Origin of the sequence: Lysinibacillus sphaericus, assembly GCF_002982115.1 — a bacterium.
Lineage (GTDB): Bacteria > Bacillota > Bacilli > Bacillales_A > Planococcaceae > Lysinibacillus > Lysinibacillus sphaericus.
On the sequence record NZ_CP019980.1, the window covers coordinates 721,808 to 748,477 of the forward strand.

A 26,670-nucleotide genomic window follows, 5' to 3' on the forward strand; every position below is an offset into this window, starting at 1 on the left:
AAAATATGCTATTGGCTTAGAAAACTCTTTCTGCATGTAGCGCAAGTTTTTCTAGAGAAGATTTATCTACATCAGCGTGAAGCGAGTTACCATGAGAGTCCATTGTTACTACGGCTGTGAACCCTTCAACGTTTAAATGCCACATAGCTTCTGGAATACCGAATTCCATTAAGTCTACACCATCTACACCTTTAATGCAGTCTGCGTAGTATTGAGCAGCACCACCGATTGCATTTAAGTAAACCCCACCGTGTTCACCTAAAGCAGCAAGTGTTTTTGGACCCATACCGCCTTTACCAATTACAGCACGGATACCAAATTTTTTCATGATATCGCCTTGATATGGCTCCTCACGGATAGAAGTAGTTGGGCCAGCAGCTTTCACTGTCCAGTTACCTTCTTCATCTTTAGCCATTACAGGGCCACAGTGATAAATAACTTGTCCGTTCAGATCAACTGGTGCATCATGACTCATTAAGTGATGGTGAATTGCATCGCGACCAGTGTACATACGACCAGTAATAGATACAACGTCACCTACTTTAAGTGAACGAATTTGTTCTTCTGTAATAGGTGCAGTTAGTTCTACAACATTTGTAGAAGTCTCTTCTGTTGTTGCAGCAACTTCATCTTTAAATGTAATTTTTTCGCCTTCTTGATAGTGCCAGTTAATGATTTCGCCAGTTTCTGGATTAATATCAACTGCCATACGACGGTAAGCCCAGCAGTTATAGGCTACTGATACGTAGAATGATGCAGGAATACGGTGCATAACGCCAATTTTACAACCAAGTAAAGTTGCTTCACCGCCGAAGCCCATTGTTCCAATACCGAAAGTGTTAGCAGTTTTTACAACATATTCTTCTAATTTTGCAAGATCAGGATTTGCATTCGTATCTTCCACATGACGGAATAATTGCTCTTTTGCTAAATCATAACCAGAAGAGCGGTCGCCACCGATACCTACGCCGATGAAGCCTGCAGAACAGCCTTGACCTTGAGCTTGATATACAGAGTGTAGAATACATTTACGGATACCGTCTAAGTCACGACCAGCACGACCAAGACCTTCTAACTCACATGGTAAGCTGTATTGGATGTTTTTATTTTCACAGCCGCCACCTTTAAGAATTAATTTAATCGTAATATAGTCTTTTTCCCATTGCTCGAATTTCATAACTGGTAGTCCATCACCAAGGTTGTTGCCACTGTTTGCGCCAGTTAAAGAATCAACAGCATTTGGACGTAATTTTGCATCGGCTGTTGTATCGTTAATTGCTTTTTTGATTGCTTCTTTAATCTCTAATTGGTTTACACCTACAGGAGTGTAGATTTTAAATGTTGGTAGACCAGTATCTTGGCAGATTGGTGATACATTGTCTTCTGCCATAATAATATTATTAGAGATTGTTTCCAAACTCATTGCTGCACGAGTGCCTGCATTTTCAGCTTCTTTCGCTTTTTTAATGGCACGACGTACGTCTTTTGGTAAGTTTGTTGACGTTTCTGTAATTAAATCATATAGACTTTTCTCCAAAGTTTGAAGATTCATTTTGGTATTGCCCCCCATAGAAAATTTAATTATTTCCACGAACCATTATACTCTTTTCCACTAATGAAAAAAAGAGTGCATGTAATTGTAGTAGGAATTAGCGAATAACTATAGAATTCTAATGTTTCGTAATTTGCCATTAAATGTTTAAAGAGAGTAATTGCTTATCAGGAACGTTTGTTCTATAATGGAATTAACTTTAATTCAAGGAGGATATTTCATGTCAGAAACAAATTCGTTGAAGTTACCAAAGGAAGTTGAACCATATCGAAATATAATAGAAGGAACAATGAGTCCTGTTGTTGTAATGGAAGCGCATGAAAAGGAAACGACTTTATTTGCAAGTAAATTAGCAGGGAATCCATATTTTCCACTGACTATGGAATATCCTAAAAATGAGGAACAACAACCATTAAAGCTTTTAGCACAAATTAATTTTGCGGATGTTCCTAAGCACGTGCCTCATTTACCAGAGCAGGGGATATTGCAGTTCTATATTGATGGTTATGATGATGTCTTAGGGATGGATTTCGATAATGGGAAAAATCAAGCGGGTTTTCGCGTTATTTTCCACGATACAATCATCGATGATGAATCGCAACTTGTGCAAGACTTCTCATTTATTGAAAATGAGGATGAAGAAATGTATTTTCCTGTAGAGAAAGAACTGGCATTAAGCTTTAAAGCAAAATTTGAACCTTTATCAATGGGTGATTTTCGAAGCGAGGAAAAGTACGCAAGTCTCTTAGCGGTTATTGAAGAAAACGAAGAATTGGCGGATGTATTGTATGATGTATTATCTGGAGCTGGGCATAAAATAGGGGGATATCCTTTCTTTACACAGGATGACCCTAGAGCTTATGGCGATTATAACGATTCAACAACGTTGTTATTGCAAATAGATAGTGAAGGAGATCATATACTGTGGGGAGATTGCGGTGTTGGCAATTTCTTTATTACAGAAGAAGAGCTTAAAAATAAAGATTTTAGTCAGGTTGTTTATAATTGGGATTGTCATTAAAAAGCAAGCGGGCAAATTATTTGCTCGCTTGCTTTTGCGTGTCATTATTGTTCACGAGCGTTGAATTGCTCCATTTTCTCTTCTAAATCATCCATCATTTGAATTAGACGATCAATATCCTGTAATTCAGTCGTTTCTGGGTCGATGGCATCTAATACTTCTAAAAACATTTCAAGACGTTCTTTTAAGTAAGTTACTTGTTGCTCTTTATCAGTGATTGGCTTTGACATACATACACCTCATTTCGTCCCTTACATCGTAGCTGATTTAGGACTAAATTTCAATGTTTAGGTAAACACCTAGGACTTAGAGATTATTTTGAAAAATTAATAGACAGAATATTTACAATATTGATGTTGTATGTTAAAGTTGTTTTAAGAAATAGTAAAGGAGCTGATGGTACTAAACGGTGAACTCTAACTCGAAAAGGAGGGAGTTTAAACAAGTAATCGGCAAATAAAAAGCCGAAAATCGTGTTTATACAATTGAATGGAGATAAGTGTTAGTTAAGCCTTAGCGTAAAATCACATGTGGTGAGCGCTAAGGCTTTTTGGTATGCTGTTATGTGGAAGATGACTTGATGTTGGAGGAAAAAATGACTTACTTCTCAGATTACAGCAAAAAAAGGTTTGCAATCCTAGTGTTAATTGTATCTATATCAGGATTTTCACAAGGAATGCTACTGCCACTTATTTCTATTATTTTTGAACGTGACGGTGTATCCTCTGCATTAAATGGTTTAAATGCGACAGGTCTATACATAGGAACTTTATTAATCTCACCGTTTATCGAACAACCTTTACGAAGATGGGGCTACAAACCAATTATTTTAATAGGTGGTGCACTTGTATTTGTCTCACTCCTTGTATTTCCTTTATGGAAAAGTGTTACATTTTGGTTCGTGTTGCGTTTGCTGATAGGTGTAGGCGATCATGCGCTACATTATGCAACTCAAACATGGATTACAAGCACAGCCGATCATAAAAGTTTAGGTAAAGGTATGGCTATTTATGGTTTGTCTTTTAGTACGGGCTTTGCGGTAGGGCCATTGATGGTAAAGCTTATACAGATTGCTGAACCATTGCCTTTTATTGTGTCGTCGATTATGTGCTTATTTGCATGGTCATTTGTATTTTTATTACGCAACGAGAAGCCAGAGCGTCTAACTGGTGATATGAATGCAAGAGGATGGAAGCGCTATAAGGTGGCTATTGTATTTGGGTGGATTGCATTTTTAGGCCCTTTTGTTTACGGTTTTTTAGAATCGTCGTTAAATGCTTTATTTCCAGTATACGCCTTGCGTAAAGGCTTTGATGTTGATATCATTCCCATTATTTTATCAGTCTTTACTTTTGGAGGTATTTTAACGCAAGTTCCTCTTGGCGCACTGGGCGATAAAATTGGACGGCGAAACATCTTGATGACTGGAGCATTTGGGGGAGCTATCCTTTTTAGTGTGGCTAGTTTTTTAGAGCATTCACCATTAGCGGTAGCAATCGTATTTTTCTTCGCAGGTACATTGGTCGGTTCGATGTTTTCTCTTGGAATTACTTACATGGCGGATTTAACGCCGAAAGAACTGTTACCGACTGGCAACTTACTTTGTGGAATTGCCTTAAGTATCGGTAGTTTAACAGGACCGTTTTTAGGCGGGGTTTATTTAGAGTTTGTAAAAAATTATAGCTTCCTTTTACTTGTGTCGTTGCTCTTACTAACTGTGGCAATCGTTTTAATGATATTCGGGAAGCATAAAAATAAGCGACCAGTGACGGTATAACGTCATGGTCGCTTTTATATGCAAAAATAAAAGAGCGGGGCTCATCTCCCGCTCATAAAACAAAAAACGCCCAGCAAATCCGTGCTGTAATGGCGTTTTTCGGTGTGACACGGATGTTTAAGTCCATGCCACGTAGGTTTGGCACCTAACAACATATTATACAGATAAGCTATTATAAAAGCAATGAGATAGTTGATAGATATATAAGGAATTAAATGGAATTCCCGCATAATGGGGGGAATCCATTTGATCAATAGTGATACCCGCGAAGTGGAGCGAAATATCCGCGAAATTAGAGTGAATACCCGCGGATGCAGGAAGTGATTTTGCGGAAGCGAGTGTGGAATAGGGGGAGAATTGATAATAGTAACAAGAATTAACTAGTAATTGGTGGTATTATGGTTAAAAGATTTAATTAAGAATAAGGAGGAGATTCCTTGAAAATTATGCGTAACTCAGACCTTTTAAATGACAGTGAGATAATGGATTTATTAGATGATTCTCAAAGGACGATTAAATCTTTTAACAAAGAAGAACTTACAGAAACAGCTAGGGCTATATTAAGAGAATCGTTAGAAAAATCCATAGAAATATATAAACAAAATAAAGATTTTGGAAGTGTTGAAACCTTTAGCATTATATTGTGTAATTTTGAGAGCTTAAAATTTTATTTAGAGTTTGATCATGAAAATTCTATTGCATATTCTTTTGAATGTAATAAAGAGACTGAGCATTATGCTTTAAAAGATAGTGGTTTTTTTACCTTGTTAAAATAAAAAGAAAGCTCTAAAAACTGTTTGCAGTGAATCCTGAAGAGAGGACACTAAAAAAAGTATACCTATTTCAGATTCAGTCCATTTAGCTTTTAGAGCTCCTAATATTTTGAATTAATTATTTAATACCATTAAATTCAACACCAGCAGGTGAAGGTCTTAAAACGGTCTTTCCATCTTTTACTACATAATCTGCCATAAATGAGGCTTTATTTTTATAATGTGCGATATTATAAGATCCTATTTTCCTATCTAGGAATGGTTTAATGTGAGTTTCATTGAAAAAATTATTTAGGACAATTGTAGAGTAGTTTGTATTTGGTAACATTGCATATCCATAAACTCTACCACCAATTTGATCTATACTACCTATTCCCATATTTCTAGCATATAATGTTGCATAAAATAACGTATCATTATGACTTACGTCACGGAAAACTACGCTACCTAGAGCAGCAATACTCCTTGTTTGAATTTTTTTAACAGTATTTAATTCATTAATTTTTTCACTAGGTATTATCTCAACTTGTTCTAAGTTTAATTTCTCTAGTATTTCTTCAATATTTTCTTCCATCGCATTAGGGTTTTCTTCGTAGTAATTCTCTATTATATTCATCTCGTCTAAAGTAGTAACTCTACGTGTGGGTGACATTACATCATTGTCGTTTAATAAACTATCAATTTCTTGTTGACTAAGGAATCCTTGAGTTTGAGCAAATCCTGTGTTAGGTAAAAAAGCAAAAACTAAAAGTAATAACATTGCTAACAATTTTGACATTTTATTTCCCATATGAATAACCCTCCCGTTTTTTTTTTTTTTTTAAAATATTTTGACTTATTGAAAAATAAAATGCAAGTAATTTTATATGAAATTTTAAAGCTTGAGGTCGGAAAAATACTATATTACATAGTAGAGACCAACATAACATTTTACACCTCCTTCTGAAGTGGCTATTCAGTTTAAAGGAGTGAAATCATTTTTGTATACGGGAAAGGAGAGTCGATTCTTTGGTGGGAGACTTGAATTCTGCACAAGAAGCTCTTTTTCTTATTTAAAATAAAAGAGCATCTCAAAAAACTTTGAGACGCTCTAACTGTTTATTTTCTTAACGCAAGCTTTGCAATACACGCAACTTGCATGTTTTTACAACATAGATTTAAGCTATGATAAAAACGTCCAATCTATAGTAATATTAACGCTGGAAACGATTATTTTATTGATTAGTTTGGCGACTATCAATCGCTTTTGGTCCGTCTCCTCGTTATTCCAAACGAATGTGGCTAACTGAGAGACTGTTTTCTATCTCATCATAATTTTTTAATTCGAAGATGCTGCTAAAGTGACTGGAGAATATGCATCACCTTACTAGGTTCTATGCGTTTTTTATAGTCTGCTTCGGCGCTAGCAAAACGGATAATGCCTGCTTTATCAATTACATAAGTAGCTGGTACTGGAAGTTCCCAAGAATGATCACCATTAAATGTTTCGAGTGAAATATCAAGCGATCTGTAGATAGGATATACATATTCAGGTAATTTAAATTTAAGATTATATTGTTCTGCTGTTTTATTGTGCAAGTCGCTTAAAACATGAAAATTTAATTCGTTCTTTTCTTGTACAGATGCAGAATAGTTTGGAGTTTGAGGGCTAACTGCAATCAATTGGCCCCCAATTGCCTTAATGTCATCATTCATTCGCTGGTATGCTTTCAACTCAAGGTTACAGAATGGACACCATGTACCGCGGTAAAATATCAGAACAACAGGCCCTTTCAAAAGTTCTTCAGACAAAGTTATCTTTTGACCTGTAGAATCCACTAAAGTGAAGTCAGGCGCTTTGACTCCAGCTCTTAAACCCCTACCGGAATCAGATGTACGTAAATCCTGAATCGATTTTTCGAATGCATCCAGCACTTCCTTTGGGAGCACCTTTTCCATATGTGTAGCTGCTATTTCTAAATCTCTTTGCAATTTTTGAAATGGCGTGTTTTCCATTATATCATCTCCGTATCGTATTATATTTTGTATGTAGTTATACGATACATCTTTTACTAGAAGGAAGATGTAATGTTGTTTACAACTCATTTTGAAAATTTCTTGCTACTTGATACGCTCCAGCATTTTTCAGTCTAAGAAATGTTTCTCTCCAAAAGCTTTCCGATGGATATAGATTGTTTTAAATCCTGTCTTAATGACTTCTTCTTTAACAAGTTCTTGTAAAACCACAGTTACAGCTTCTCTGGTTGCACCAACTAAATTGGCGATTTCTTGATGCGAAAGAGGAAAATCTATTTTGTAATACTCATTATCACCCGTAAGTCCAAACTGATCAGATAGTTTAATAAGCGCATATAAAACTTTGTCATGTAGTTTCCCAAGAGCTAGATTTTGCGTTAACTGACTCATACCGATAACTCGATTACTAAGTACTTTTAACAATGTCATCATAAATTGAGGCCGCTGAATTAAAAAATTTTCAAATCTTTCCTTATTCATCAAACATATATGGCTTTCCTCTATCGTTTCAATAAAATTCTCTCGGGTACCAAATGATATGATATCCATTTCCCCAAATACATTACCTTCGTTGAGTATATCCGAAGTAAATTGCTTACCTTGAGCATTTACCTTATACAGGCGCAACTTCCCCTTTTTAACAAAGTAAAGCCCCTCCGAAAAAGTTTCTGGTGTTTGAATAAAAGTGTTTTTCGGAAAAGTCGTTATTAATGTTAATTGTTCCATTTCTATTAAATCTTCCATCGAGAGCGAATTAAGCAGATTAAATTGCGATAAGTATTGAATGTTATCCATTTTTCCTCCTTATAATTGCATGGGCTCTACAAGACTATAACACATGAAATCAATCGACAATCGTGACAGTACTCAGCTTAAGCAGAACTGTAAAAAAAAACGCAGTCTACAAAATGTAGACTACGCCTAATCAAGATCAACAAAATTTTAAAAGTATATCATTTTCGATGTTCCGCTTTAAGAACCAAGGAGCAAACGCACTCCACTTGGGCAGTTTGTGCGAACATGTCAACGGGCTGAATATATTCCACATCATAAAGTTTTGATAATTCCTGTAAATCTTTAGCCAGTGTAGAGGGGTTACAAGAAGTATAGACAAAACGTTTTGGCTTTAGTTTTAGAACAGTGCGAATAAATTCTGGAGCAAGGCCTGTGCGCGGCGGATCGACAGTAATCACATCCGGCGTAAAGCCTTCTTTGCGCCATTTCGCTAAAACACTTTCGGCAGTGCCCACCGCGTATTTCGTATGTTTAAAACCATGCTTGCGTGCATTAGTTCGAGCATCTTGAATGCTTTCTGGAATAACATCCATACCACGAACTTCTTTTGCTTGATCAGCTAGCCATAAACCAATTGTTCCTACACCACAGTAAGCATCAACAACCGTTTCTTTACCTGTTAATGCCGCTGCTTTTTTAATTTCATTGTATAAATGTACGGTTTGTGTTGGATTCAATTGAAAGAACGCGCGAGCCGAAAGGTCAAATGCTAATTCCCCAAGTTCCTCATGAATTGTTTCCTTGCCGTCTAGTACAATCGTTTCATCACCGAAAATTAGTGAAGTTTTTTCACGATTAATATTTTGTGCAATTGATACAATACTTGGGTCGATTTTTTTAATGCGTGTTATAAGCTCAGCAAGGTGGGGAATTTCTTTGCGTGTCGTTACAAGCACGACTTGCGTTTCACCTGTACGAATCCCCGTACGTACAACAATCGTACGCACTAAACCATCGAGCGTACGACCATCGTAAATTGTAATATTTAATTTTTGTAAAATTTTACGTGTTGCTACTGTAATTTTCGATGTGATTGGATGTTGTACAAGACAATCATTAATATTCAGTAGCTTGTTGCTGCCTTCAGTAAAAAGACCTGCATAAACACGTTTTCCTTCTTTGCGTACTTGGAACTGGCTTTTATTGCGATAATGCCATGGGTTATCCATACCCAGTGTATGGCGAACTTCTACAGATGCAGCTAACGGCTTAGCATAGCGTTCTAAAGCTTGCATCACAATATCGCGTTTTTCAAGAAGTTGTTTTTCATATGTCATATGTTGAAGTTGACAACCGCCGCATTCATTGTAAACAGGGCAAGGTGCTTCCTGACGATACGGCGATGCTTTGCGAATCGCCAGTATGTCAGCCTCTGCGAAATTTCGTTGTGTTTTTGTGACTTGGGCAGTAATTTCTTCTCCTGGTATAGCGCCTTTTACGAAGACAACGTTGCGTTTATAAAAGCCCACGCCTTCGCCATTAATACCAAGTCTCTTTATCGTTAATGGGAATTTTTGTCCCACTTCCATCGTTGTTTGTTGCGTCAAGCGATCCACGTCCTTTAACTTTGTACAGCACGTAGTTACTGATAACATGCTGATATCATCTCCCCATTATAACTAAGGAGTGGACGATTGCATAGTGACAGGGAAATCTTCATACTCCAATACTAAATCATCGAGCGATAAAAATGTATAGCCTTGCTTTTTCGCTTCGGCAATAAATAAAGGAAGTGCTTCTGCATTATCTTGCGCTACGGTATGCATTAAAATGACTGCACCAGGGTGAAGTTGTTCCATCAATGCATTATACGCATAATCTGCTCCACGACGTTCATCCTTTAGCCAATCTTTAAAAGCGACAGACCAGAAAATATGACGGTAGCCTTCAGCATTGCCGACTTCCAACAACTTCGCATTAAAAATGCCTTCTGGTGGGCGGGCATATGTTGTACGGTCAATACCGGTTAATTCACGTAATTTCCCATCAAATTTACGCCATTCTGCACGCATACCATCTCTTGTTAACCTAGCCATATTGGGATGACCATAGGAATGGTTGCCGATAGTATGACCATCTTGTACCATACGTTTAACAAGGTCACTAGCACTTTCTAAATAATGACCGGTTAAGAAGAAAGTTGCTGGCGCTTTTTCTTTTTCTAACGTATCCAATATACTTTCAGTAAAGCCATTTTCGTATCCATTATCGAATGTTAAGTAAACAACTTTTTTATCGGGTTTTCCTTTATAAATTGCTCCATATTGGTCGAGTAGCTTGTCAAGTTGTGCTCCTGCTTGTGCTGGTTCGCCATTCTGTGCTTTTTTAATGCCCCAATGATATTCATCTGAGCCTGAAGCAAAGTATGGATTAAAGCTAATTGCTGCGGCAATAATAAATGTAGCAATTACCGCACCTACAATATGTTGTTTCCACATAAAAAACGCATCCTTTCCTTTTCGTTTAGGATGCGTTACTTTTTAAAATTTATCCTACTTCAAGTCGCACTTTGCACACGGATTTTATAATAAATTTTCAAGTGCTTCTTGTAAATGTGGGAATTGAAATTCGAAGTTGTGCGCTTGTAAAACTGTTGGTAATACATGCTGGCCTTCTAAGACAAGCATACTTTGTTCGCCAAGAGCTAAACGCATGGCAAAACTCGGGACTGGCAACCAATGACGGCGATTCATTACCTGTGCGATAGTTTGTCCGAATTCCTTCATGCGTGTAGCATAAGGAGCTGTGACATTAAATGGTCCGCTGATGGACGCATTTGTAATTGCAAAATAAAGGGCACGTGCCACATCCTCGATATGGACCCATGATAGCCATTGCTCACCCGAACCAATCGTTCCGCCTATATGCAATTTATAAGGCAATAGCATGGAAGGCAACGCGCCATTGTCACGACCTAAAATAACGCCAAAGCGTGCGAGTGCTACACGAACGCCTAGTTTTTCAGCTCGCAAAGCATGGCGTTCCCAATCATGAACGGTCCATCCTAAAAAATCAGTTGCATAATCCTTAAAATTTTCACTATAGGTTGTCGCTATGGAAGGTGGATAAATGCCAACTGCACTGGCATTTACAAGTACTTCAGGCGTTTTATCTAGTTCCTCTATAATCCGAACGATTTCTAATGTAGCATCCATCCGACTCGTATAAATCGCCTTCTTTTGTTTTTTTGTCCAACGGCCGTCATTTAGTGATACACCAGCCAAATTAACGAATGCATCAATATTGTCTAATTCTTTTTCTGGTCGTGCGCCATCTTGTAGCCATTGGACATAATGAATGCCATTTTCGTATTTAGAATTGCTGCGTGACAAGACAAATAGTTCATGGCCTTGCTCTTGTAACAATTTGGTTAGCGCTTTCCCAACAAAACCAGTACCGCCCGCAATAACGATTTTCATACGAACCCCTCCTTTTTCCAAATAGATGTAACTCAACTATACACAAAGATAGAAAAAAAGAAAAAGATGTTATAATGTTTAGGCAAAGGAGTGGTTTCATATGCGTGTTATTACAAAAATTGCACGTCAAAAAAACAATCCAGAACGTTATAATATATATTTAAACGAGCAATACGCTTTCCCAGTAGATGAGGCAATTCTCATACAATTTGGTTTGACAAAAGGGAAGGTACTCGAAGAATTTGATATTCAGGAAATTGCCTATGAAGATGAAATTCGTAAGGCGTTTAATAAAGGGCTGAATTATTTATCCTATCAAATGCGAAGTGAGCATGAGGTGAAGAAAAAGTTAAGCTCACTAGAGTTCGGCGAAGCAGTCATATTAGAAGCTATCCAAAAGTTAAAATCATATGGCTTTTTAAATGATGAATCTTATTCAAAAGCATTGCTAAACACCAAAAAAGCTACCATGAAAAAAGGCCCGCGAGCTATTCGACAAGATCTTATGAAAAAGGGAATCGATAAAAGTTTGCAAGATGAAGTACTGGAAACATTTAGCCATGAGGAACAAGTAAAGCTTGCCACACAGCTTGCTGAAAAAGTAATTCGTTCTGAAAAAAAGAAAACACCATCGCAAATAAAGGCCAAAATTCAAGATTTTTTAATGCGAAAAGGGTATTCATTTACTATTGTAGATGAAGTACTTGGACAGATAGAAATCGAACAAGCAGAAGATGAATGGCAGGCATTGCTTGATGCACAAGGCGAAAAAGTTTGGAAAAAGTATGCCGCGAAGTATACTGGTTATGAATTAAAAATGAAAACGAAGCAGGCGCTTTATCAAAAGGGATTTCCTGTAGAAATTATAGATCGTTTTATTGAAGAGAAGGAGAATGAAGAATGAATGACAAAAACTATGCTGCAATGACAGAGCATGAATTACGTGAAGAAGTAGCTAAGCTTAAAGAAAAGGCTCGCAAAGCGGAACAACTAGGCATACTCAATGAATTTGCAGTTTACGAACGTAAAGCTTTAATGGCAGCAGCTTATTTAGTCGATTTAGATACGATTGTTCCAGGGGAAATGTACCGCATTGATGGCTCTGATAACAACTTTTTCCAAGTGGATTATTTAAAAGGACGATTTGCTTGGGGGCATCGTCTTGGCGGCGATAAGTATCAGGAAGCATTACCTGTTTCTATATTATCACCAATAAAGGTGGGCAAGTAAATGCAAGAAAAAATTGACAAACTAACAACAGAATTACTGGCAAAAAACCCTGAAATGTCTGTAGGTCGTGCGCGAGTTTGGGTGGAGCTTCTTTGGAGTGATTTTGAATCCTCGTCTGCCAAAGCGGGCTACAATTACCGAGGAGCTGACTATACTGAAACGTTAGTGCGCCAATTAATCGTTAGCTATGGTGATAAGCTTCATCTATTTGCAGGGCGCAATCCTAAATACGCTCATTTACTGGATACAAGTGACGATATCGTACAATAAATCGAAAACGGAAGTTAAAAAGAAATAAAGCCGGTGTTCCTTAGTAGGATACCCCGGCTTTATTAGCTTTGTGTAGACTCTTTAATTGCTAGCGCCAATTTGTAATTTCTTCTGAAGTTTATCTTCGGTGAAAATCCAACCAGTGTAAGAGGTAATGATTTCATCGGCATCGTTTAAATGAGCGACTGCAACGAAAGGATAGCGATTGTCACTACGGTAACGAAGATCAATTAACCTTACTTCTGTTAAGCCGTTTTCAAGCTCTGAAATTTCCCATCGATATAATGGTGAGAATGACACAAAGGCATCGAGATTCGGGTCTTTCATAGCAGCTTCAACAGTCGGTGTTTTCGGTAATGGTTTGATTTCAAATTTATCGTAAATATTAACTGTTCGCCCATACGCACGGCCAACATAGTAATGCGTTTTAGATTTTGCAGCGATGCGCCAGTGAAAAAATCGCATTGTAGGAGCTACAATAACATAATCTTCATCCTGTATGGTATTATGAACGGCTCTTTTAACCGCTTTTTGCACAGCAAATCGTAAAATATAATAGACGATAATAATGCCATACATGACGCTAAATGTCCAAACTGGATTTGCCCCAAATGCCCATAGTAATATACCAAGGCAATGGAGAGTGAATATTATCGGATCGAATGTATTAATAACACCAAGTGCAACCCATTTTCTAGAGAATGGACGAATGGCCTGTGTTCCATATGCATTAAAAATATCAACGAAAACGTGAATGGCTACTGCAAGAAATGTCCAAAGCCATAAATGCAACACATTCGCGTCTTGAATAATTAGTGATAGCACGATTGTAATTAAAATTGGCCAGATGACTACAGCTGGAATTGAATGGGTGATACCGCGATGATGTCGAATATAAATCGCATTATTGCGAAGCTTTAAGACCGTATCAACATCAGGTGCTTGTGAGCCGATAATGGTACCAGCCATAACGGCGGTAAAGGTCATTGAATGATTTGCAACTACTGGGTCAGCTAAAGCGAGACCTCCGAGTGCTATGCCCATAACGAAATGTGTACCTGAATCCAAAATTATCCACTCCTAGCATGCGTGAAAAAGGCGTACAATGCATACATGTATATTTCAATATTGGTATCGTATTGCTTTATACAGTTTACCTTTCTATCGCTAAGTATTCATTCACATAATACGGTAAATGATACCGTATTAAAAATACGTTTTTGTCATATTATGCGAATTAGCTTTTCTTAATTGTATACCCTTTTTATCATAAATTAAATCGTAAAAACACGGGAGGTCACTGTGAATTATCCATATGTAACAGAATTTCGACAATCTTTAGTCGAATGGTTCGAAAAAGAAAAACGAGATTTACCATGGAGGCATACAAAGGACCCTTATAAAATTTGGGTGTCTGAGGTCATGCTACAGCAAACACGAGTTGACACAGTAATTCCTTATTATAATCGCTTTATGGAAAGCTTTCCAACGCTAGAATTATTAGCAGAGGCACCACAGGAATATTTATTAAAGCATTGGGAAGGCCTCGGTTATTACTCACGAGCACGGAATTTACAAGCAGGTGTGCGTGAGGTATTAGAAAGTTACGGGGGAATTGTACCTGATAACCGGCATGAAATTTCAAAACTAAAAGGAATTGGTCCTTATACTGCAGGAGCTATATTAAGTATTGCCTATAATAAGCCCGAGCATGCAGTTGATGGTAATGTTATGCGTGTTTTAAGTCGTGTCCTTAATATCCATGATGATATTGCACTTCCAAAAACGAAGAAGATTTTTGAAGCGGCTGTTGAAGAACTAATTGATTCTGAAAATGCATCTTCTTTTAATCAAGGCTTAATGGAACTTGGGGCGCTTATTTGTTCCCCAACTTCACCAAAGTGTTTATTATGTCCCGTCCGAGAATACTGTACAGCTTTTAACGAGGGTGAACCCGAAAATCTGCCTATTAAATCTAAAAAAATAAAGATGAAGCATATTTCATATGATGTCTTTGTTTGTGAGGATGAAGATGGACGGATATTGATGGAACAGCGTCCAGAAGAAGGATTACTCGCGAATATGTGGCAGTTTCCAATGGTGGAACAAGAAGATGATTCTTTGATAAAATTTGCTCACCATCATGAATTAAATGTCCAAGCACACCAGCCAATTTTAACATTTAAGCATATCTTCTCTCATTTAACTTGGGATGTGAATGCTTATTATATGAAGTGTAAAACAGCTGAGAAGGGTGAATGGCTGACACGTGAGCAAATAGAATTATTACCGATGCCTGTACCTATGCTGAAGATATGGCAAGCGATTAAATAGTGGAAATGAAAATTTAAAAAATTAAGAGCATAAAAGTAATCACCTCTGTACACAATAATTAGCGTGGAGGTGAATGACTGATGAAGAAAAATCAAAACAACAACCAACAAGCAAATAAAAACATGCAACGCCAAAGTGAAGAGTTTGGTTATGAAACAGACTTCAACGAAGTGCAAAAGCAAAATGCTAAAGCTGAGCAGAATAAAGCTCAAGCTTCAGGCAAATACGCTAAGAATAACCAAAACGCGAGCGAGTAATCTCTCACTTTGTAACTGCATAATTGCATTTACCTTCTAAGGGGCTGTCTAACAATCGAAAAGATGAAAAGGACAGCCCTTTTCTATATCTTGTGACACGTATTATATAGAAAGATAAAAAATTCCTGAGATTTTTGTTATGATGGAAATTGCTATTAATTTACGAAAATTTGTACATAAATAACATGACACAGTGAAATTTGTAGTTTTCAACTACACCTTTCGCGTACAGATTGCTATAATATACTAGAGACTGCTAGATTTAGGTAGCATAGACGAAAAGGTGGGCTTCAAAAATGGCAATACCGGTAGAAGGAGAAACGATACAAATACATAGTTATAAGCACAACGGCCGCATCCACCGTGTTTGGCAAGAAACAATGGTTTTAAAAGGAACGAAAAACATTATAATCGGTGCGAATGAACGAACACTTGTGACAGAATCCGATGGTCGTACGTGGCTAACGAGAGAGCCTTCTATTTGTTATTTCCATGCGGAGCACTGGTTCAACATCATCTGCATGCTGCGTGAGGACGGTGTGTATTATTATTGTAATCTAAGCTCACCATTTGTTTTCGATAATAATGCCATTAAATATATTGACTACGATTTAGATATTAAGGTTTTTCCGGATATGTCGTATACCCTTTTAGATGAAGATGAATATGAACAACATCGACAGGAAATGTCTTACCCAGATGTAATCGATAAAATTTTAAAGCGCAATGTCGAAAAATTAATTAGCTGGATACAACAAAAAAGAGGGCCTTTTGCACCTGATTTTATCGATGCATGGACGAATCGCTATAAGTTTCAGCTCGATATGCAAGCAGATGATTGTCAGTAACACCTATTAGTTTAACTAATGGGTGTTTTTTTTCATGTAAAGGGTATTTTATAAAGAGAGGCTTCAATGAAAGTGAAAAATAGTTAGCACAAAAGTTTTACTAACTGTACTTCATGCTAAATATTGCTATAATACGTAAGGGCATTCAATATTGAATGTCTGTTTCTTTTTGAATGTATAGAAAGCCATTTAAGCAGAAATGGGTTTCAAATAAGGAAGTGAAGATAATTGGGTAGCGTAAAGCGTTATATGCGTTTTGTAAAACCATACACATGGGAAATACTTTTAACCGTATTCATTGGTATTGTGAAATTTGCGATTCCGTTATTTATTCCATTGCTTATAAAAATAGTACTTGATGATATTATTGGTGCTGATGATTTAACGGATACAGAAAAAACAAAGGAATTGTTTTATTGGCTAGGTGGAACAATTATTGTATTTTTCGTGATACGACCACCAATAGAATACTACCGTCAATACTTTGCACAGCATGTGAGTAATAAGGTACTTTTTGATATCCGAAAAGAAATTTATGCCCATCTACAGCGACTAAGCCTGAAGTATTACGCAAATACAAGAGCTGGCGAGGTCATTTCACGTGTTATTAACGATGTGGAACAAACGAAAAACTTTGTTATGACTGGTTTAATGAATGTTTGGCTTGATTTTGCAACAATTGTCATTGCGGTCGGTATTATGCTAGCAATGGATGTCAAACTGACGCTTGTTGCACTAATTGCATTCCCATTCTATGCAATTAGTGTAAAGTTCTTCTTTGGTAAACTACGAACTTTAACACGTAACCGTTCACAGGCACTTGCAGGTGTGCAAAGTTATTTACATGAGCGAGTGGCTGGGATGAGTATTATTAAAAGCTTTACGCTAGAAAAGCATGAACAACAACTATTCGATGAAGCCAATGGCGAGTTTTTTGAAAAAGCGCTAGATCATACGAGATGGAATGCCAAGTCCTTTGCAGTAGTCAATACAATTACGGACGTGGCACCATTGCTTGTTATTGCTTATGCCGGCTATCAAGTGATTAATGGCTCATTATCGCTTGGAACAATGGTCGCTTTTATCGCTTATATTGAGCGACTCTATGGACCGCTTCGTCGTTTAGTAAGTTCATCCACAACGTTAACACAATCTATCGCTTCGATGGATCGTATGTTTGAACTAATGGATGAGCCTTATGAGGTAAAAAACAAGGAAAATGCCCTTCCATTACCGCGAGCTACAGGTGAAGTGCGATTTGAAAATGTAGCCTTTCAATATGAAGTGGATGGTTCGCCAATTTTAAAAAATATGAACTTTACCATAAAACCAGGGGAGACGGTTGCATTTGTAGGAATGAGTGGTGGTGGGAAATCTACTATTATTAGTTTAATCCCCCGTTTTTATGATGCGACAGCTGGAGCGGTTTTTGTAGATGGACATAATGTTAAAGATGTCACAATCCATTCATTGCGCTCACAAATTGGTATTGTGCTTCAAGATAATATTCTCTTTAGTGATTCAGTTAAGGAAAATATTTTGATGGGGAAACCAGGTGCGTCTGATGAGGAAGTAATGGCGGCTGCAAAAGCAGCTAATGCACATGACTTTATTATGAACTTACCAAATGGTTATAACACAAAGGTAGGAGAGCGAGGCGTAAAATTATCAGGTGGTCAAAAGCAACGAGTGGCCATTGCCCGTGTATTTTTAAAAAACCCCCCGATTTTAATTTTAGATGAAGCGACATCAGCGCTAGATTTGGAAAGTGAAGCACTTATTCAAGAATCATTAGATGCCCTTGTGCATGATCGCACAACGATTATTATAGCGCACCGACTTTCAACCATTACACATGCTGATAATATTTTTGTTATTGAGCATGGACAATTAATAGAAGAAGGTAATCATGAACAATTAATGAAGAAGCAAGGCACTTACTATAATTTATTCCAAGTACAACATTTAGATTAAGTATCACACAATATACGAATGCCGATGATTTGCACCGTAGGGGGTTTTAAGTCCCAAATTGTTTGCGTGCCTGGCACCAAAAAAGTCTTCCATTGTTAATAAAATGGAAGGCTTTTTTTGTGGAAATTTATCGATTTAACAGAAGTTTTTGGAGGAGGGGAAGAAAAATGTAGAAAATATATGTAATTTGCAGAATAATAATGATTGAAAGAGAGAAATATTTTAGTTAGAATTATCTGAAAATAGAGAATTTAGTGATAGTTAGTATATAATATTCAATAAAATTGTATTTTTTGAAAATATTGGTGGGGTGGGGCGATTGAACATGCGAAAAAAGCTGTTAGAAGTAAAAGGGTTACAAACAACGTTTTTCACAGATGATGGACAGATTCCTGCCGTTGATGATATTGATTTTTCAGTCCATGAAGGAGAAATTTTAGGGATTGTAGGGGAATCGGGTAGTGGGAAAAGTGTCACATCTTTGTCCATTATGGGATTAATCCCTTCACCACCAGGAAAAATTACTGGTGGACAAGTACTGCTAGAAGGCAAAAATTTAGCGAAATTAACGGATAAGCAAATGCAAAGAGTACGTGGTAAGGATGTGGCGATGATTTTTCAAGAGCCTATGACTTCCTTAAATCCTTTATTTACAATTGGCGAGCAATTAAAAGAAGCAATTTTAATCCATAATCCCAAGTGGTCGAAAAAGAAGGCTTTTGCGCGGGCGGTAGAAATTATGAAACTAGTAGGATTACCACGTGTAGAGGAACTACTAAAGGATTATCCTCATCAACTATCTGGTGGGATGCGCCAACGAGTGATGATTGCCATGGCATTGGTCTGTGACCCGAAGGTGCTGATTGCCGATGAGCCGACGACCGCCCTCGATGTGACGATTCAGGCACAAATTTTGCAACTGATGAAAGATTTGAACAAGCGTATGAATACGGCTGTCTTATTAATTACGCACGATTTAGGGGTCGTAGCAGAAACTTGCGAACGCGTTATTGTTATGTACGCAGGGCAAATTGTTGAAGAAGCACCTATTCAAGAAATTTTTAAAAATCCTAAGCATCCTTATACACAAGGACTTATTAAATCTGTACCAGATATGCGTTACAAAAAAGATAGCCTTTACTCAATACCTGGCAGTGTACCTAGGCCGGGCACGATAAAAGATGGCTGTCGTTTTGCAGCACGCTGTGAATTTGCAATGGAACGTTGCCTACAACAAACACCACCTTTATATGAAGAGACAGAGCAACATAGAGCAAGGTGCTTTTTACTGGAAGAACAGGAGGTGATTCAATATGTCGAAAGTGCTATTGAAAGTTGAAGGGTTAAAAAAATACTTTCCAATTCGCAAAGGATTCTTGAATACGCAAGTTGGCGATGTAAAAGCTGTGGACAATGTATCCTTTGAAGTATTCGAAGGGGAAACATTAGGTATTGTGGGCGAATCAGGATGTGGTAAGTCAACGACAGGTCGCCTTTTAATGCGCTTGCTCGAACCGACCGCAGGGAACATTGAATTCGGTGGCAAAATGCTTTCTTCCTTATCGAATAGTGAAATGCGGAAAGCACGAAGGGATATCCAAATGATTTTCCAAGACCCCTATGCTTCACTTAATCCACGCCATTCGATTGGCAAGATTTTAGAGGAGCCACTCATTGTGCATGGAATGGGCAATTCAAAAGAACGCAAGCAGAAAGTAATTGAGCTGCTTAAAATTGTTGGCTTAAATGAATATCATGTAAAACGCTATCCTCATCAATTTAGTGGAGGACAGAGACAACGCATTGGCATTGCGCGAGCGCTGATGACCAACCCGCGTTTAATTATTGCGGACGAACCTGTTTCTGCGTTAGATGTATCAATTCAGGCTCAAGTTTTAAACCTAATGCAATCTTTGCAAAAGGAACTAAAGCTTACCTATATTTTTATCTCACATGACTTAGGTGTTGTACGCCATATTAGTAATCGTGTTGGGGTTATGTATTTAGGCAAATTAGTAGAGTTGACCGCAAGTGAAAATTTATATGTAGAGCCGCTCCACCCATATACGCAGGCATTATTATCTTCTGTTCCTGTGCCTGATCCAACTTTTGAACGTGAGCAGCTTATTATATCTGGAGATATTCCGAGTGCATCCAATCCGCCGAGTGGTTGTGCATTCCATACAAGGTGTCCGTTTAAGAAGGCACAATGCTCAAGCGTTGTACCGAACATGCAAGAAGTGAAGCCGGGTCATTATGTTGCTTGTCATCTTTATGATGCGATTCAACATTGAATGATATAAAAAAGTTTTAGGGGGAAAATAGATGAAGAAAAAGAAGCTTTGGTCTTTGGGCGTAATGCTAATCCTTGTTCTCTCAACAATGTTAGCTGCGTGTAGTTCTGGCTCTGATGGCAAGGATACAGGTTCGAAGGATACGTCAACTGGCGGAGATTCAGCTAGCAGCGGTGAAAAAACATTAGTATATGGTCGAGGTGGCGACTCCACAGCTCTTGACCCTGCAACAGTAACAGAAGGTGAATCTTTTAAAGTAACAGTGAATATCTATGAAACACTTATTAATTTTGGAGAACAAGATGTTACTTTAAAGCCTGGTTTAGCAAAATCATGGAAAGCTTCAGAAGATGGCTTAACTTACACATTCCAGCTTGAAGAAGGTGTAAAGTTCCACGACGGTTCAGATTTTAATGCAGAAGCGGTTGCAAAAAACTTTGAGCGCTGGAAAGCTGGTGCAGATAAGTTCCCATACTTTATGTCTCAATTTACGATGGGCGGGGAGCAAATCATTGAATCCATTACACCAGAAGGCGATTATACAGTTGTCTTTAAGTTGAAACAACCACAAGCACCATTCTTGAAAAATTTAGCGATGTCGCCATTTGCCATTGCTTCTCCAAAAGCATTTGAAGCGAATGACGATGCACTAATTGATAAACCAGTTGGAACAGGTCCATTCAAATTTGTAAATTGGACACGTAATGATTCTATTACAATTGAGAAAAATACTGATTATCGTATTGCAGGGTTACCAAAATTAGATAAAGTAATTTTCCGTTCTATCCCTGATAATTCAGCACGCTTAAATGCACTAAATAATGGTGAAGTAGATGTAGTAGATGGCTTAAGCCCATCAGATAAAGGATCGATTGAAACAAATGGCGATCTACAATTAATCGAACGTCCATCTATGAACGTAGGCTACCTTGGATTAACAGTAACACGTCCACCTTTCGATAACGTTAAAGTTCGTCAAGCTGTGAACTATGCCATTGATAAGCAAGCGTTAGTAGATGCGTTCTACGAAGGTTTAGCTGAGCCTGCTAAAAATCCAATGCCACCAGTTATTGCTGGCTACAATGATGATATTACAGGCTATGCTTATGACCCTGAAAAAGCAAAAGCATTGCTAAAAGAAGCAGGCTATGACGGTAAAGAAATTGAGCTATGGGCAATGCCAGTACCACGTCCGTATATGCCAGATGGTCAAAAAATTGCAGAAGCGATTCAAAAGAATTTAGCTGATGTCGGAATTCCATCTAAAATCGTCTCATTCGAATGGGCTACGTATTTAGAAAAAGCTCAAAATGGTGAAGCGGATGCGTTCTTACTTGGTTGGACAGGTGATAACGGCGATGCTGATAACTTTATTTACACATTATTAGACGCTGATAATATCGGTTCAAACAACTACACATTCTACGACAACCCTGAGTTACACAAATTATTAGTTGCTGCACAAACAGAAGTGAATGAAGACAAACGTAATGAGCTTTACAAACAAGCGCAAGTAATTATTTCTGAGGATGCACCTTGGGTTCCACTAGCACACTCTATTCCTATCTTAGCTGCAAGTACAAAAGTGACAAATTACTTTGCACATCCAACAGGTTCTGATCGTTTAGAAGCAGTAGATATGAATTAAACAATAAAGAAATAAAAATTGTCGCTACTCATAGTGACGTAACAAGATTTTTACAGCTTTGGACTTTGTCTAGAGTTGTAAAAACGGGTTGTGACTATGTTTGTCGCAACCCGTTTTTCTGTCTGACAGACAAACCATCTAAACGTCTATCGTTTGTTGAAAGCTGTCCCTTTCTACAGTATGTGTATAGACTTCATGCTTTTCGCAGCAAAAGTATAATTAGAAAATTACAGAGAGGTGAAGAAAATGCTTCACTATATGGGAAGACGTTTATTTCAATTAATCCCAGTTTTGCTTGGAATGACTTTTATCGTCTTTATGCTCATTCGTCTAATTCCTGGTAATCCTGCACAAGTTATTTTAGGTCAGCAGGCGACGAAAGAGGCGGTTGAGGCATTAAACGCAAGTTTAGGATTAGATAAACCATGGTATACGCAATATTTTGGCTATTTGGGGGGGATTTTTCAGGGCGATTTAGGCGTGTCTTTGCGTACAAAGTTACCTGTGTCACAAGAGATTTTTCCTTATTTAGCGGCAACAGCAGAATTAGCGATATTTGCAATGATTATAGCAGTCATTATTGGTGTCAATGCAGGTATTATTTCAGCTTGGTTCCAAAATTCATGGTTTGATTATACCGCTATGGTTGTTGCGTTAATTGGTGTATCTGTTCCGGTGTTTTGGTTAGGTTTAATGGAACAATGGGCATTTAGCATTCAGCTTGGTTGGTTGCCTACATCTGGACGTAATGATGTACGAGACCCGATAACCGCAATTACGCATTTTTATTTGCTGGATACACTGATGCAAGGCAGATTTGATCAATTTACAGAAGTGTTAAAGCGGTTAATCTTACCAGGGGTGGCGCTTGCTACGATTCCTATGGCGATTATTGCAAGGATTACCCGTTCGTCTATGCTTGAGGTCATGCGCTCTGATTATGTTCGAACAGCGAGAGCAAAAGGACAAAAAATGTTTATCGTCGTTTACAAACATGCATTGAAAAATGCCGTTATTCCAGTGTTAACAGTTATTGGTTTACAAACAGGGTTGCTACTAGGTGGTGCCATTTTAACAGAAACCATTTTCAGTTGGCCTGGCATTGGTCGTTATATTTATGATGCAATCGGATTCCGAGACTATCCAGTTATACAATCGGGTATTTTAGTTGTTGCTTTTATTTTCATTATGATTAATTTAATTGTCGATCTACTTTACACAGTGATAGATCCACGCATTAAATACAAATAGGAGGGAGATGCGATAATGACTGGTGCGATAGATATAAAAAAAGAAGCAATGGCAAGTCAAGAGCGAGCGGCAGGGCCTTGGAGAGAGGGCTGGCGCAGCTTTAAAAAAAGCAAAATCTCCCTTGTTGGTGCTGGTATTGTCATATTTTTTATTGTCCTTGCTGTTTTTGGCCCTTCCATTGCGCCACAAGGAATCAATGAACAGGACTTATCGAAACGATTATTGGCGCCTTCCAGTGCACATTGGTTTGGAACAGATGACTTTGGACGAGATATATTCTCTAGAATTATTCATGGTGCCCGTATTTCGTTAAGAATTGGTTTTTTTGCTGTAATTCTTTCAGTTATTGTAGGGAGCTTACTTGGAATTCTTGCAGGGTATTATGGCAAGTGGGTTGATACGATTATTTCTCGCATTTTTGATATTATGTTGGCGTTTCCTAGTATTTTATTAGCAATTGCTGTAGTGGCTGTACTTGGGCCATCATTACAAAATGCATTAATTGCCATTGCGATTATTAATGTACCAAACTTTGGGCGCTTAATTCGGTCAAAAGTGTTGAGTGTAAAAGAAGAAGAATATATCGTAGCTGCCAAAGCGATAGGGATGCGTGATTCACGTATTTTATTCTCACATATTTTACCCAATTCGATGACACCGATTATTGTGCAGGGGACACTTGCCATTGCGACGGCGATTATTGAAGCGGCTGCTCTAGGTTTCCTCGGATTAGGGGCACAGGCACCAGCACCTGAATGGGGAAAAATGCTAGCTGACGCGCGTATCTACTTACTAAAAGCACCATGGACGATGATTTTCCCAGGGTTAGCTATCATGCTTACGGTATTAGGGTTTAATTTAATGGGAGATGGTCTACGGGATGCGCTCGATCCGAAAATGAAAAGCTAATAGTAAAGAGCCTTCTACTGAAAAGCTAGAAGGTTTTTATTTGGTAAAAAAGGGAGAATATAAAAATCTACTTTCATGTGGAGCCATTATTTGAATTTTATGTAATATTATTTTAGACTTAATGTATGTTGATACATACTTTTTGACGTAATAGCTATAAATTGAAAAATTTAAAGCAGTGTATTGGACAGTTGATTAAGGAAATGGATCGGACAATTACAATATGTAGCGAAAAGTTATTCGATTTCCGCAAGAAAGCAGTAACTGAACGTTTCTATTATTGGAGTTGCTAAAACAAGTTAATCAACATATTTAAAATACTATTCACGATTTTTTAGCAAGTATGCAAATTAAGGAGGGCTTTAACATGGGGATTAATTTACAAAAGGGACAGCGTGTAGATTTAACAAAAGGCAATGCTGGTTTAAATAAAATTAAAGTAGGCTTAGGATGGGATCCAGTAGGCCAAACAAAAAGTGGTGGCTTATTAGGTGGCTTATTTTCTAGTGGTAGATCAGGAGGCAGAGATGTTGACTGTGATTCATCAGTTTTAATGTTGCAAGATGATCGTATACTGGCAGGAGATGACGTCGTTTACTTCGGGAAATTATCAAGTAAATGCGGATCAGTTAAGCATTCTGGCGATAATTTAACAGGTGACGGTGCAGGTGATGATGAGGTCATTACAGTGGAGTTAGGAGCTGTGCCTGCACAATACAATAAATTAGTATTTGTTGTAAACATCTATGATGCAGCTGGTCGTAATCAACATTTCGGTATGATTCAAAATGCGTATATTCGCGTGTACGATGACAAGACAGGCAATGAATTAATTCGCTATAATTTAAGTGATGATTATTCGAATTTAACAACACTAGTTTGTGGTGAAATTTATCGTCACGGCAACGAGTGGAAATTTGCCGCTATTGGTAATGGTACAAATGATGTAAAACTTGGTGATGTAGTTCGAAGATATCAATAATTATAAATTATAAATTTGAGGAGGAATACAAATGGGTATTTCATTACAAAAAGGTCAAAAAGTTGATTTAACAAAAACAAATCCAGGATTATCAAATGTTATTGTAGGTTTAGGCTGGGATACGAATAAATACGATGGTGGACATGATTTTGATTTAGACTCTTCTATTTTTTTACTTGCTGATACAGGGAAAGTAGCAGACCAAAATGATTTTGTCTTCTACAACAATACTATCGGTGGTAATGGTTCTGTTGAGCACTCTGGCGATAACTTAACAGGGGTTGGTGAAGGGGATGACGAAATCGTTAAAGTTTCGTTAAAAGAAGTACCTGCCCATGTGCAACGTCTAGCATTCACCGTTACAATCCATGATGCAGAAGCACGTAGCCAAAACTTTGGTATGGTATCGAACGCATTTATCCGCATTATTAATGCTGCGACGAATGAAGAAATCGTGCGCTATGATTTAGGTGAAGACTTTAGTATTGAAACAGCTGTTGTTGTCGGAGAACTATACCGTCACAATGGTGAATGGAAATTCAACGCAGTAGGTGCTGGATACCAAGGTGGTTTAGCGGCACTTTGCAATGATTATGGTTTAAACGTAAACTAACTTTTAACTTTATATGAGAAAGGGAGTTTCTTCTAATGGGTATTCAGTTAAGTAAAGGACAACGCATTGATTTAATGAAGCAAGACCCAGGCTTAAATAATGTAGGTATTGGTTTAGGTTGGGATGTTAAACAATTCGATGGAGGAAATGACTTTGACTTAGATGCATCTGTGTTTTTGTTAGATGCATCGGGAAAATGCCGTAATGAACAAGACTTTATTTTCTATAATAATTTAACAAGTCCAGACAAATCTGTTCAGCATATGGGTGATAACCGTACTGGTGTAGGTGATGGTGACGATGAAAAAATTCTTGTTAATTTAAAACAAGTGTCTCCTCAAGTAGAAAAAATTGTTGTAACCGTGACAATTTATGATGCGGAAGGTCGCCGTCAAAACTTTGGACAAGTACTAAACGCTTATGTTCGATTAACGAACGAAGAATCCGGTTCAGAAGTACTTCGTTATGATTTAGGTGAAGATTTCAGCATAGAGACAGCGGTCGTATTTTGTGAGCTTTACCGACATAATGGCGAGTGGAAATTTGCTGCTGTTGGCTCTGGCTATCAAGGTGGTTTAGCTGCATTAATCAATGCTTATGGACTGCAATAATTAAAGTGCCGTTTATAACTAGATGGTTACGATTATGAATTGAATAGAGAAAGCGACGTAATGGAAGGCACTGTATTAGTCTGTATAAAACAGGTT

General features: G+C 37.7%; 27 protein-coding genes. 18 read left to right on the forward strand and 9 right to left on the reverse strand.

Annotation, left to right across the window (positions count from 1 at the left end):
* Positions 1-16: 16 nt before the first annotated feature.
* On the reverse strand, positions 17-1,552 hold the full coding sequence (locus LS41612_RS03520) for a fumarate hydratase (protein ID WP_024364535.1): 1,536 nt from the start codon (positions 1,550-1,552) through the stop codon (positions 17-19).
* 220 nt (positions 1,553-1,772) lie between these two features.
* Between LS41612_RS03520 and LS41612_RS03525 the strand changes: the two genes are divergently transcribed.
* Positions 1,773-2,573, forward strand: a complete 801-nt coding sequence (locus tag LS41612_RS03525) for a YwqG family protein (RefSeq protein WP_024364536.1) — start codon at positions 1,773-1,775, stop codon at positions 2,571-2,573.
* A 44-nt stretch (positions 2,574-2,617) separates the two neighbouring features.
* On the opposite strand, the gene LS41612_RS03530 is transcribed toward LS41612_RS03525, so the two are convergent.
* Positions 2,618-2,803 carry an SE1561 family protein gene (locus tag LS41612_RS03530; protein WP_024364537.1) on the reverse strand — a complete coding sequence of 62 codons (186 nt, stop codon included), beginning with the start codon at positions 2,801-2,803 and terminating at the stop codon, positions 2,618-2,620.
* Between the two features lie 365 nt (positions 2,804-3,168).
* Here LS41612_RS03530 and LS41612_RS03535 point away from each other — a divergent pair, with 365 nt between their 5' ends.
* Complete coding sequence (locus tag LS41612_RS03535; protein ID WP_024364538.1) at positions 3,169-4,350, forward strand: MFS transporter; 1,182 nt, start codon at positions 3,169-3,171, stop codon at positions 4,348-4,350.
* Positions 4,351-4,787: 437 nt separating this feature from the next.
* Positions 4,788-5,126, forward strand: a complete 339-nt coding sequence (locus LS41612_RS03540) for a hypothetical protein (protein ID WP_024364539.1) — start codon at positions 4,788-4,790, stop codon at positions 5,124-5,126.
* Between the two features lie 115 nt (positions 5,127-5,241).
* Here the strand turns inward: LS41612_RS03540 and LS41612_RS03545 are convergent, their stop codons facing one another.
* From LS41612_RS03545 to LS41612_RS03570, 6 genes are all read right to left on the reverse strand, one after another.
* The gene (locus LS41612_RS03545; RefSeq protein ID WP_105928883.1) at positions 5,242-5,913 is read right to left on the reverse strand and encodes a hypothetical protein; all 672 of its coding nucleotides are present in this window, start codon (positions 5,911-5,913) and stop codon (positions 5,242-5,244) included.
* 545 nt (positions 5,914-6,458) lie between these two features.
* Positions 6,459-7,118 carry a peroxiredoxin-like family protein gene (locus tag LS41612_RS03550; RefSeq protein WP_024364541.1) on the reverse strand — a complete coding sequence of 220 codons (660 nt, stop codon included), beginning with the start codon at positions 7,116-7,118 and terminating at the stop codon, positions 6,459-6,461.
* Positions 7,119-7,247: 129 nt separating this feature from the next.
* A complete protein-coding gene (locus LS41612_RS03555; protein WP_024364542.1) occupies positions 7,248-7,934 on the reverse strand; it encodes a Crp/Fnr family transcriptional regulator in 687 nt (228 codons plus the stop codon).
* Between the two features lie 158 nt (positions 7,935-8,092).
* The gene (gene rlmD, locus LS41612_RS03560) at positions 8,093-9,481 is read right to left on the reverse strand and encodes a 23S rRNA (uracil(1939)-C(5))-methyltransferase RlmD (protein WP_024364543.1); all 1,389 of its coding nucleotides are present in this window, start codon (positions 9,479-9,481) and stop codon (positions 8,093-8,095) included.
* 72 nt (positions 9,482-9,553) lie between these two features.
* Positions 9,554-10,372: a polysaccharide deacetylase family protein gene (locus tag LS41612_RS03565; protein WP_029747431.1), complete on the reverse strand. Its 819-nt coding sequence runs from the start codon at positions 10,370-10,372 to the stop codon at positions 9,554-9,556.
* Positions 10,373-10,456: 84 nt separating this feature from the next.
* Entirely contained in the window at positions 10,457-11,353 is an 897-nt protein-coding gene (locus LS41612_RS03570; protein ID WP_024364544.1) for a TIGR01777 family oxidoreductase, read from the reverse strand.
* A 100-nt stretch (positions 11,354-11,453) separates the two neighbouring features.
* On the opposite strand from LS41612_RS03570, the gene recX reads away from it, so the two are divergent.
* The 3 genes from recX to LS41612_RS03585 are packed head-to-tail and all read left to right on the forward strand — an operon-like array spanning position 11,454 to position 12,853.
* Positions 11,454-12,257: a recombination regulator RecX gene (recX, locus tag LS41612_RS03575; protein WP_024364545.1), complete on the forward strand. Its 804-nt coding sequence runs from the start codon at positions 11,454-11,456 to the stop codon at positions 12,255-12,257.
* Complete coding sequence (locus tag LS41612_RS03580; protein WP_024364546.1) at positions 12,254-12,583, forward strand: YfhH family protein; 330 nt, start codon at positions 12,254-12,256, stop codon at positions 12,581-12,583. The genes recX and LS41612_RS03580 overlap by 4 nt, the downstream gene beginning before the upstream one ends.
* Complete coding sequence (locus LS41612_RS03585; protein ID WP_024364547.1) at positions 12,584-12,853, forward strand: YfhJ family protein; 270 nt, start codon at positions 12,584-12,586, stop codon at positions 12,851-12,853.
* 81 nt (positions 12,854-12,934) lie between these two features.
* Here the strand turns inward: LS41612_RS03585 and LS41612_RS03590 are convergent, their stop codons facing one another.
* Positions 12,935-13,921, reverse strand: coding sequence for a metal-dependent hydrolase (locus tag LS41612_RS03590; protein WP_024364548.1), 987 nt, complete (start codon positions 13,919-13,921; stop codon positions 12,935-12,937).
* A 234-nt stretch (positions 13,922-14,155) separates the two neighbouring features.
* On the opposite strand from LS41612_RS03590, the gene mutY reads away from it, so the two are divergent.
* The 12 genes from mutY (at position 14,156) to LS41612_RS03650 (ending at position 26,574) form a co-directional block, all read left to right on the forward strand.
* Positions 14,156-15,187, forward strand: a complete 1,032-nt coding sequence (mutY, locus tag LS41612_RS03595) for an A/G-specific adenine glycosylase (RefSeq protein WP_024364549.1) — start codon at positions 14,156-14,158, stop codon at positions 15,185-15,187.
* An 80-nt stretch (positions 15,188-15,267) separates the two neighbouring features.
* Complete coding sequence (locus LS41612_RS03600; RefSeq protein ID WP_080653394.1) at positions 15,268-15,444, forward strand: gamma-type small acid-soluble spore protein; 177 nt, start codon at positions 15,268-15,270, stop codon at positions 15,442-15,444.
* Positions 15,445-15,740: 296 nt separating this feature from the next.
* A complete protein-coding gene (gene ntdP, locus LS41612_RS03605) occupies positions 15,741-16,292 on the forward strand; it encodes a nucleoside tri-diphosphate phosphatase (protein ID WP_024364550.1) in 552 nt (183 codons plus the stop codon).
* Positions 16,293-16,541: 249 nt separating this feature from the next.
* Positions 16,542-18,266: an ABC transporter ATP-binding protein gene (locus LS41612_RS03610; RefSeq protein ID WP_172583052.1), complete on the forward strand. Its 1,725-nt coding sequence runs from the start codon at positions 16,542-16,544 to the stop codon at positions 18,264-18,266.
* Positions 18,267-18,591: 325 nt separating this feature from the next.
* Complete coding sequence (locus tag LS41612_RS03615) at positions 18,592-19,605, forward strand: ABC transporter ATP-binding protein (RefSeq protein ID WP_024364552.1); 1,014 nt, start codon at positions 18,592-18,594, stop codon at positions 19,603-19,605.
* The gene (locus LS41612_RS03620) at positions 19,580-20,560 is read left to right on the forward strand and encodes an ABC transporter ATP-binding protein (RefSeq protein WP_024364553.1); all 981 of its coding nucleotides are present in this window, start codon (positions 19,580-19,582) and stop codon (positions 20,558-20,560) included. Before LS41612_RS03615 ends, LS41612_RS03620 begins: the two co-directional genes overlap by 26 nt.
* Before the next feature lie 31 nt (positions 20,561-20,591).
* Complete coding sequence (locus LS41612_RS03625) at positions 20,592-22,208, forward strand: ABC transporter substrate-binding protein (RefSeq protein WP_024364554.1); 1,617 nt, start codon at positions 20,592-20,594, stop codon at positions 22,206-22,208.
* Positions 22,209-22,454: 246 nt separating this feature from the next.
* Complete coding sequence (locus tag LS41612_RS03630) at positions 22,455-23,459, forward strand: ABC transporter permease (protein WP_024364555.1); 1,005 nt, start codon at positions 22,455-22,457, stop codon at positions 23,457-23,459.
* Positions 23,460-23,474: 15 nt separating this feature from the next.
* Positions 23,475-24,368, forward strand: coding sequence for a nickel transporter permease (gene nikC / locus LS41612_RS03635; RefSeq protein ID WP_029747432.1), 894 nt, complete (start codon positions 23,475-23,477; stop codon positions 24,366-24,368).
* 367 nt (positions 24,369-24,735) lie between these two features.
* Positions 24,736-25,350 carry a TerD family protein gene (locus LS41612_RS03640; RefSeq protein WP_024364557.1) on the forward strand — a complete coding sequence of 205 codons (615 nt, stop codon included), beginning with the start codon at positions 24,736-24,738 and terminating at the stop codon, positions 25,348-25,350.
* A gap of 31 nt (positions 25,351-25,381) precedes the next feature.
* Complete coding sequence (locus LS41612_RS03645) at positions 25,382-25,963, forward strand: TerD family protein (protein ID WP_024364558.1); 582 nt, start codon at positions 25,382-25,384, stop codon at positions 25,961-25,963.
* Between the two features lie 35 nt (positions 25,964-25,998).
* Positions 25,999-26,574, forward strand: coding sequence for a TerD family protein (locus LS41612_RS03650; RefSeq protein ID WP_024364559.1), 576 nt, complete (start codon positions 25,999-26,001; stop codon positions 26,572-26,574).
* Positions 26,575-26,670: the final 96 nt, after the last annotated feature.

Bases quoted from the DNA above. Each gene is read 5' to 3' on its own strand.
- LS41612_RS03520 (WP_024364535.1), bottom strand. From the start codon at position 1,552: ATGAATCTTCAAACTTTGGAGAAAAGTCTATATGATTTAATTACAGAA.
- LS41612_RS03525 (WP_024364536.1), top strand. From the start codon at position 1,773: ATGTCAGAAACAAATTCGTTGAAGTTACCAAAGGAAGTTGAACCATAT.
- LS41612_RS03530 (WP_024364537.1), bottom strand. From the start codon at position 2,803: ATGTCAAAGCCAATCACTGATAAAGAGCAACAAGTAACTTACTTAAAA.
- LS41612_RS03535 (WP_024364538.1), top strand. From the start codon at position 3,169: ATGACTTACTTCTCAGATTACAGCAAAAAAAGGTTTGCAATCCTAGTG.
- LS41612_RS03545 (WP_105928883.1), bottom strand. From the start codon at position 5,913: ATGGGAAATAAAATGTCAAAATTGTTAGCAATGTTATTACTTTTAGTT.
- LS41612_RS03550 (WP_024364541.1), bottom strand. From the start codon at position 7,118: ATGGAAAACACGCCATTTCAAAAATTGCAAAGAGATTTAGAAATAGCA.
- LS41612_RS03555 (WP_024364542.1), bottom strand. From the start codon at position 7,934: ATGGATAACATTCAATACTTATCGCAATTTAATCTGCTTAATTCGCTC.
- LS41612_RS03565 (WP_029747431.1), bottom strand. From the start codon at position 10,372: ATGTGGAAACAACATATTGTAGGTGCGGTAATTGCTACATTTATTATT.
- LS41612_RS03570 (WP_024364544.1), bottom strand. From the start codon at position 11,353: ATGAAAATCGTTATTGCGGGCGGTACTGGTTTTGTTGGGAAAGCGCTA.
- recX (WP_024364545.1), top strand. From the start codon at position 11,454: ATGCGTGTTATTACAAAAATTGCACGTCAAAAAAACAATCCAGAACGT.
- LS41612_RS03580 (WP_024364546.1), top strand. From the start codon at position 12,254: ATGAATGACAAAAACTATGCTGCAATGACAGAGCATGAATTACGTGAA.
- LS41612_RS03585 (WP_024364547.1), top strand. From the start codon at position 12,584: ATGCAAGAAAAAATTGACAAACTAACAACAGAATTACTGGCAAAAAAC.
- LS41612_RS03600 (WP_080653394.1), top strand. From the start codon at position 15,268: ATGAAGAAAAATCAAAACAACAACCAACAAGCAAATAAAAACATGCAA.
- ntdP (WP_024364550.1), top strand. From the start codon at position 15,741: ATGGCAATACCGGTAGAAGGAGAAACGATACAAATACATAGTTATAAG.
- LS41612_RS03610 (WP_172583052.1), top strand. From the start codon at position 16,542: ATGCGTTTTGTAAAACCATACACATGGGAAATACTTTTAACCGTATTC.
- LS41612_RS03615 (WP_024364552.1), top strand. From the start codon at position 18,592: ATGCGAAAAAAGCTGTTAGAAGTAAAAGGGTTACAAACAACGTTTTTC.
- LS41612_RS03620 (WP_024364553.1), top strand. From the start codon at position 19,580: ATGTCGAAAGTGCTATTGAAAGTTGAAGGGTTAAAAAAATACTTTCCA.
- LS41612_RS03625 (WP_024364554.1), top strand. From the start codon at position 20,592: ATGAAGAAAAAGAAGCTTTGGTCTTTGGGCGTAATGCTAATCCTTGTT.
- LS41612_RS03630 (WP_024364555.1), top strand. From the start codon at position 22,455: ATGCTTCACTATATGGGAAGACGTTTATTTCAATTAATCCCAGTTTTG.
- nikC (WP_029747432.1), top strand. From the start codon at position 23,475: ATGACTGGTGCGATAGATATAAAAAAAGAAGCAATGGCAAGTCAAGAG.
- LS41612_RS03640 (WP_024364557.1), top strand. From the start codon at position 24,736: ATGGGGATTAATTTACAAAAGGGACAGCGTGTAGATTTAACAAAAGGC.
- LS41612_RS03645 (WP_024364558.1), top strand. From the start codon at position 25,382: ATGGGTATTTCATTACAAAAAGGTCAAAAAGTTGATTTAACAAAAACA.
- LS41612_RS03650 (WP_024364559.1), top strand. From the start codon at position 25,999: ATGGGTATTCAGTTAAGTAAAGGACAACGCATTGATTTAATGAAGCAA.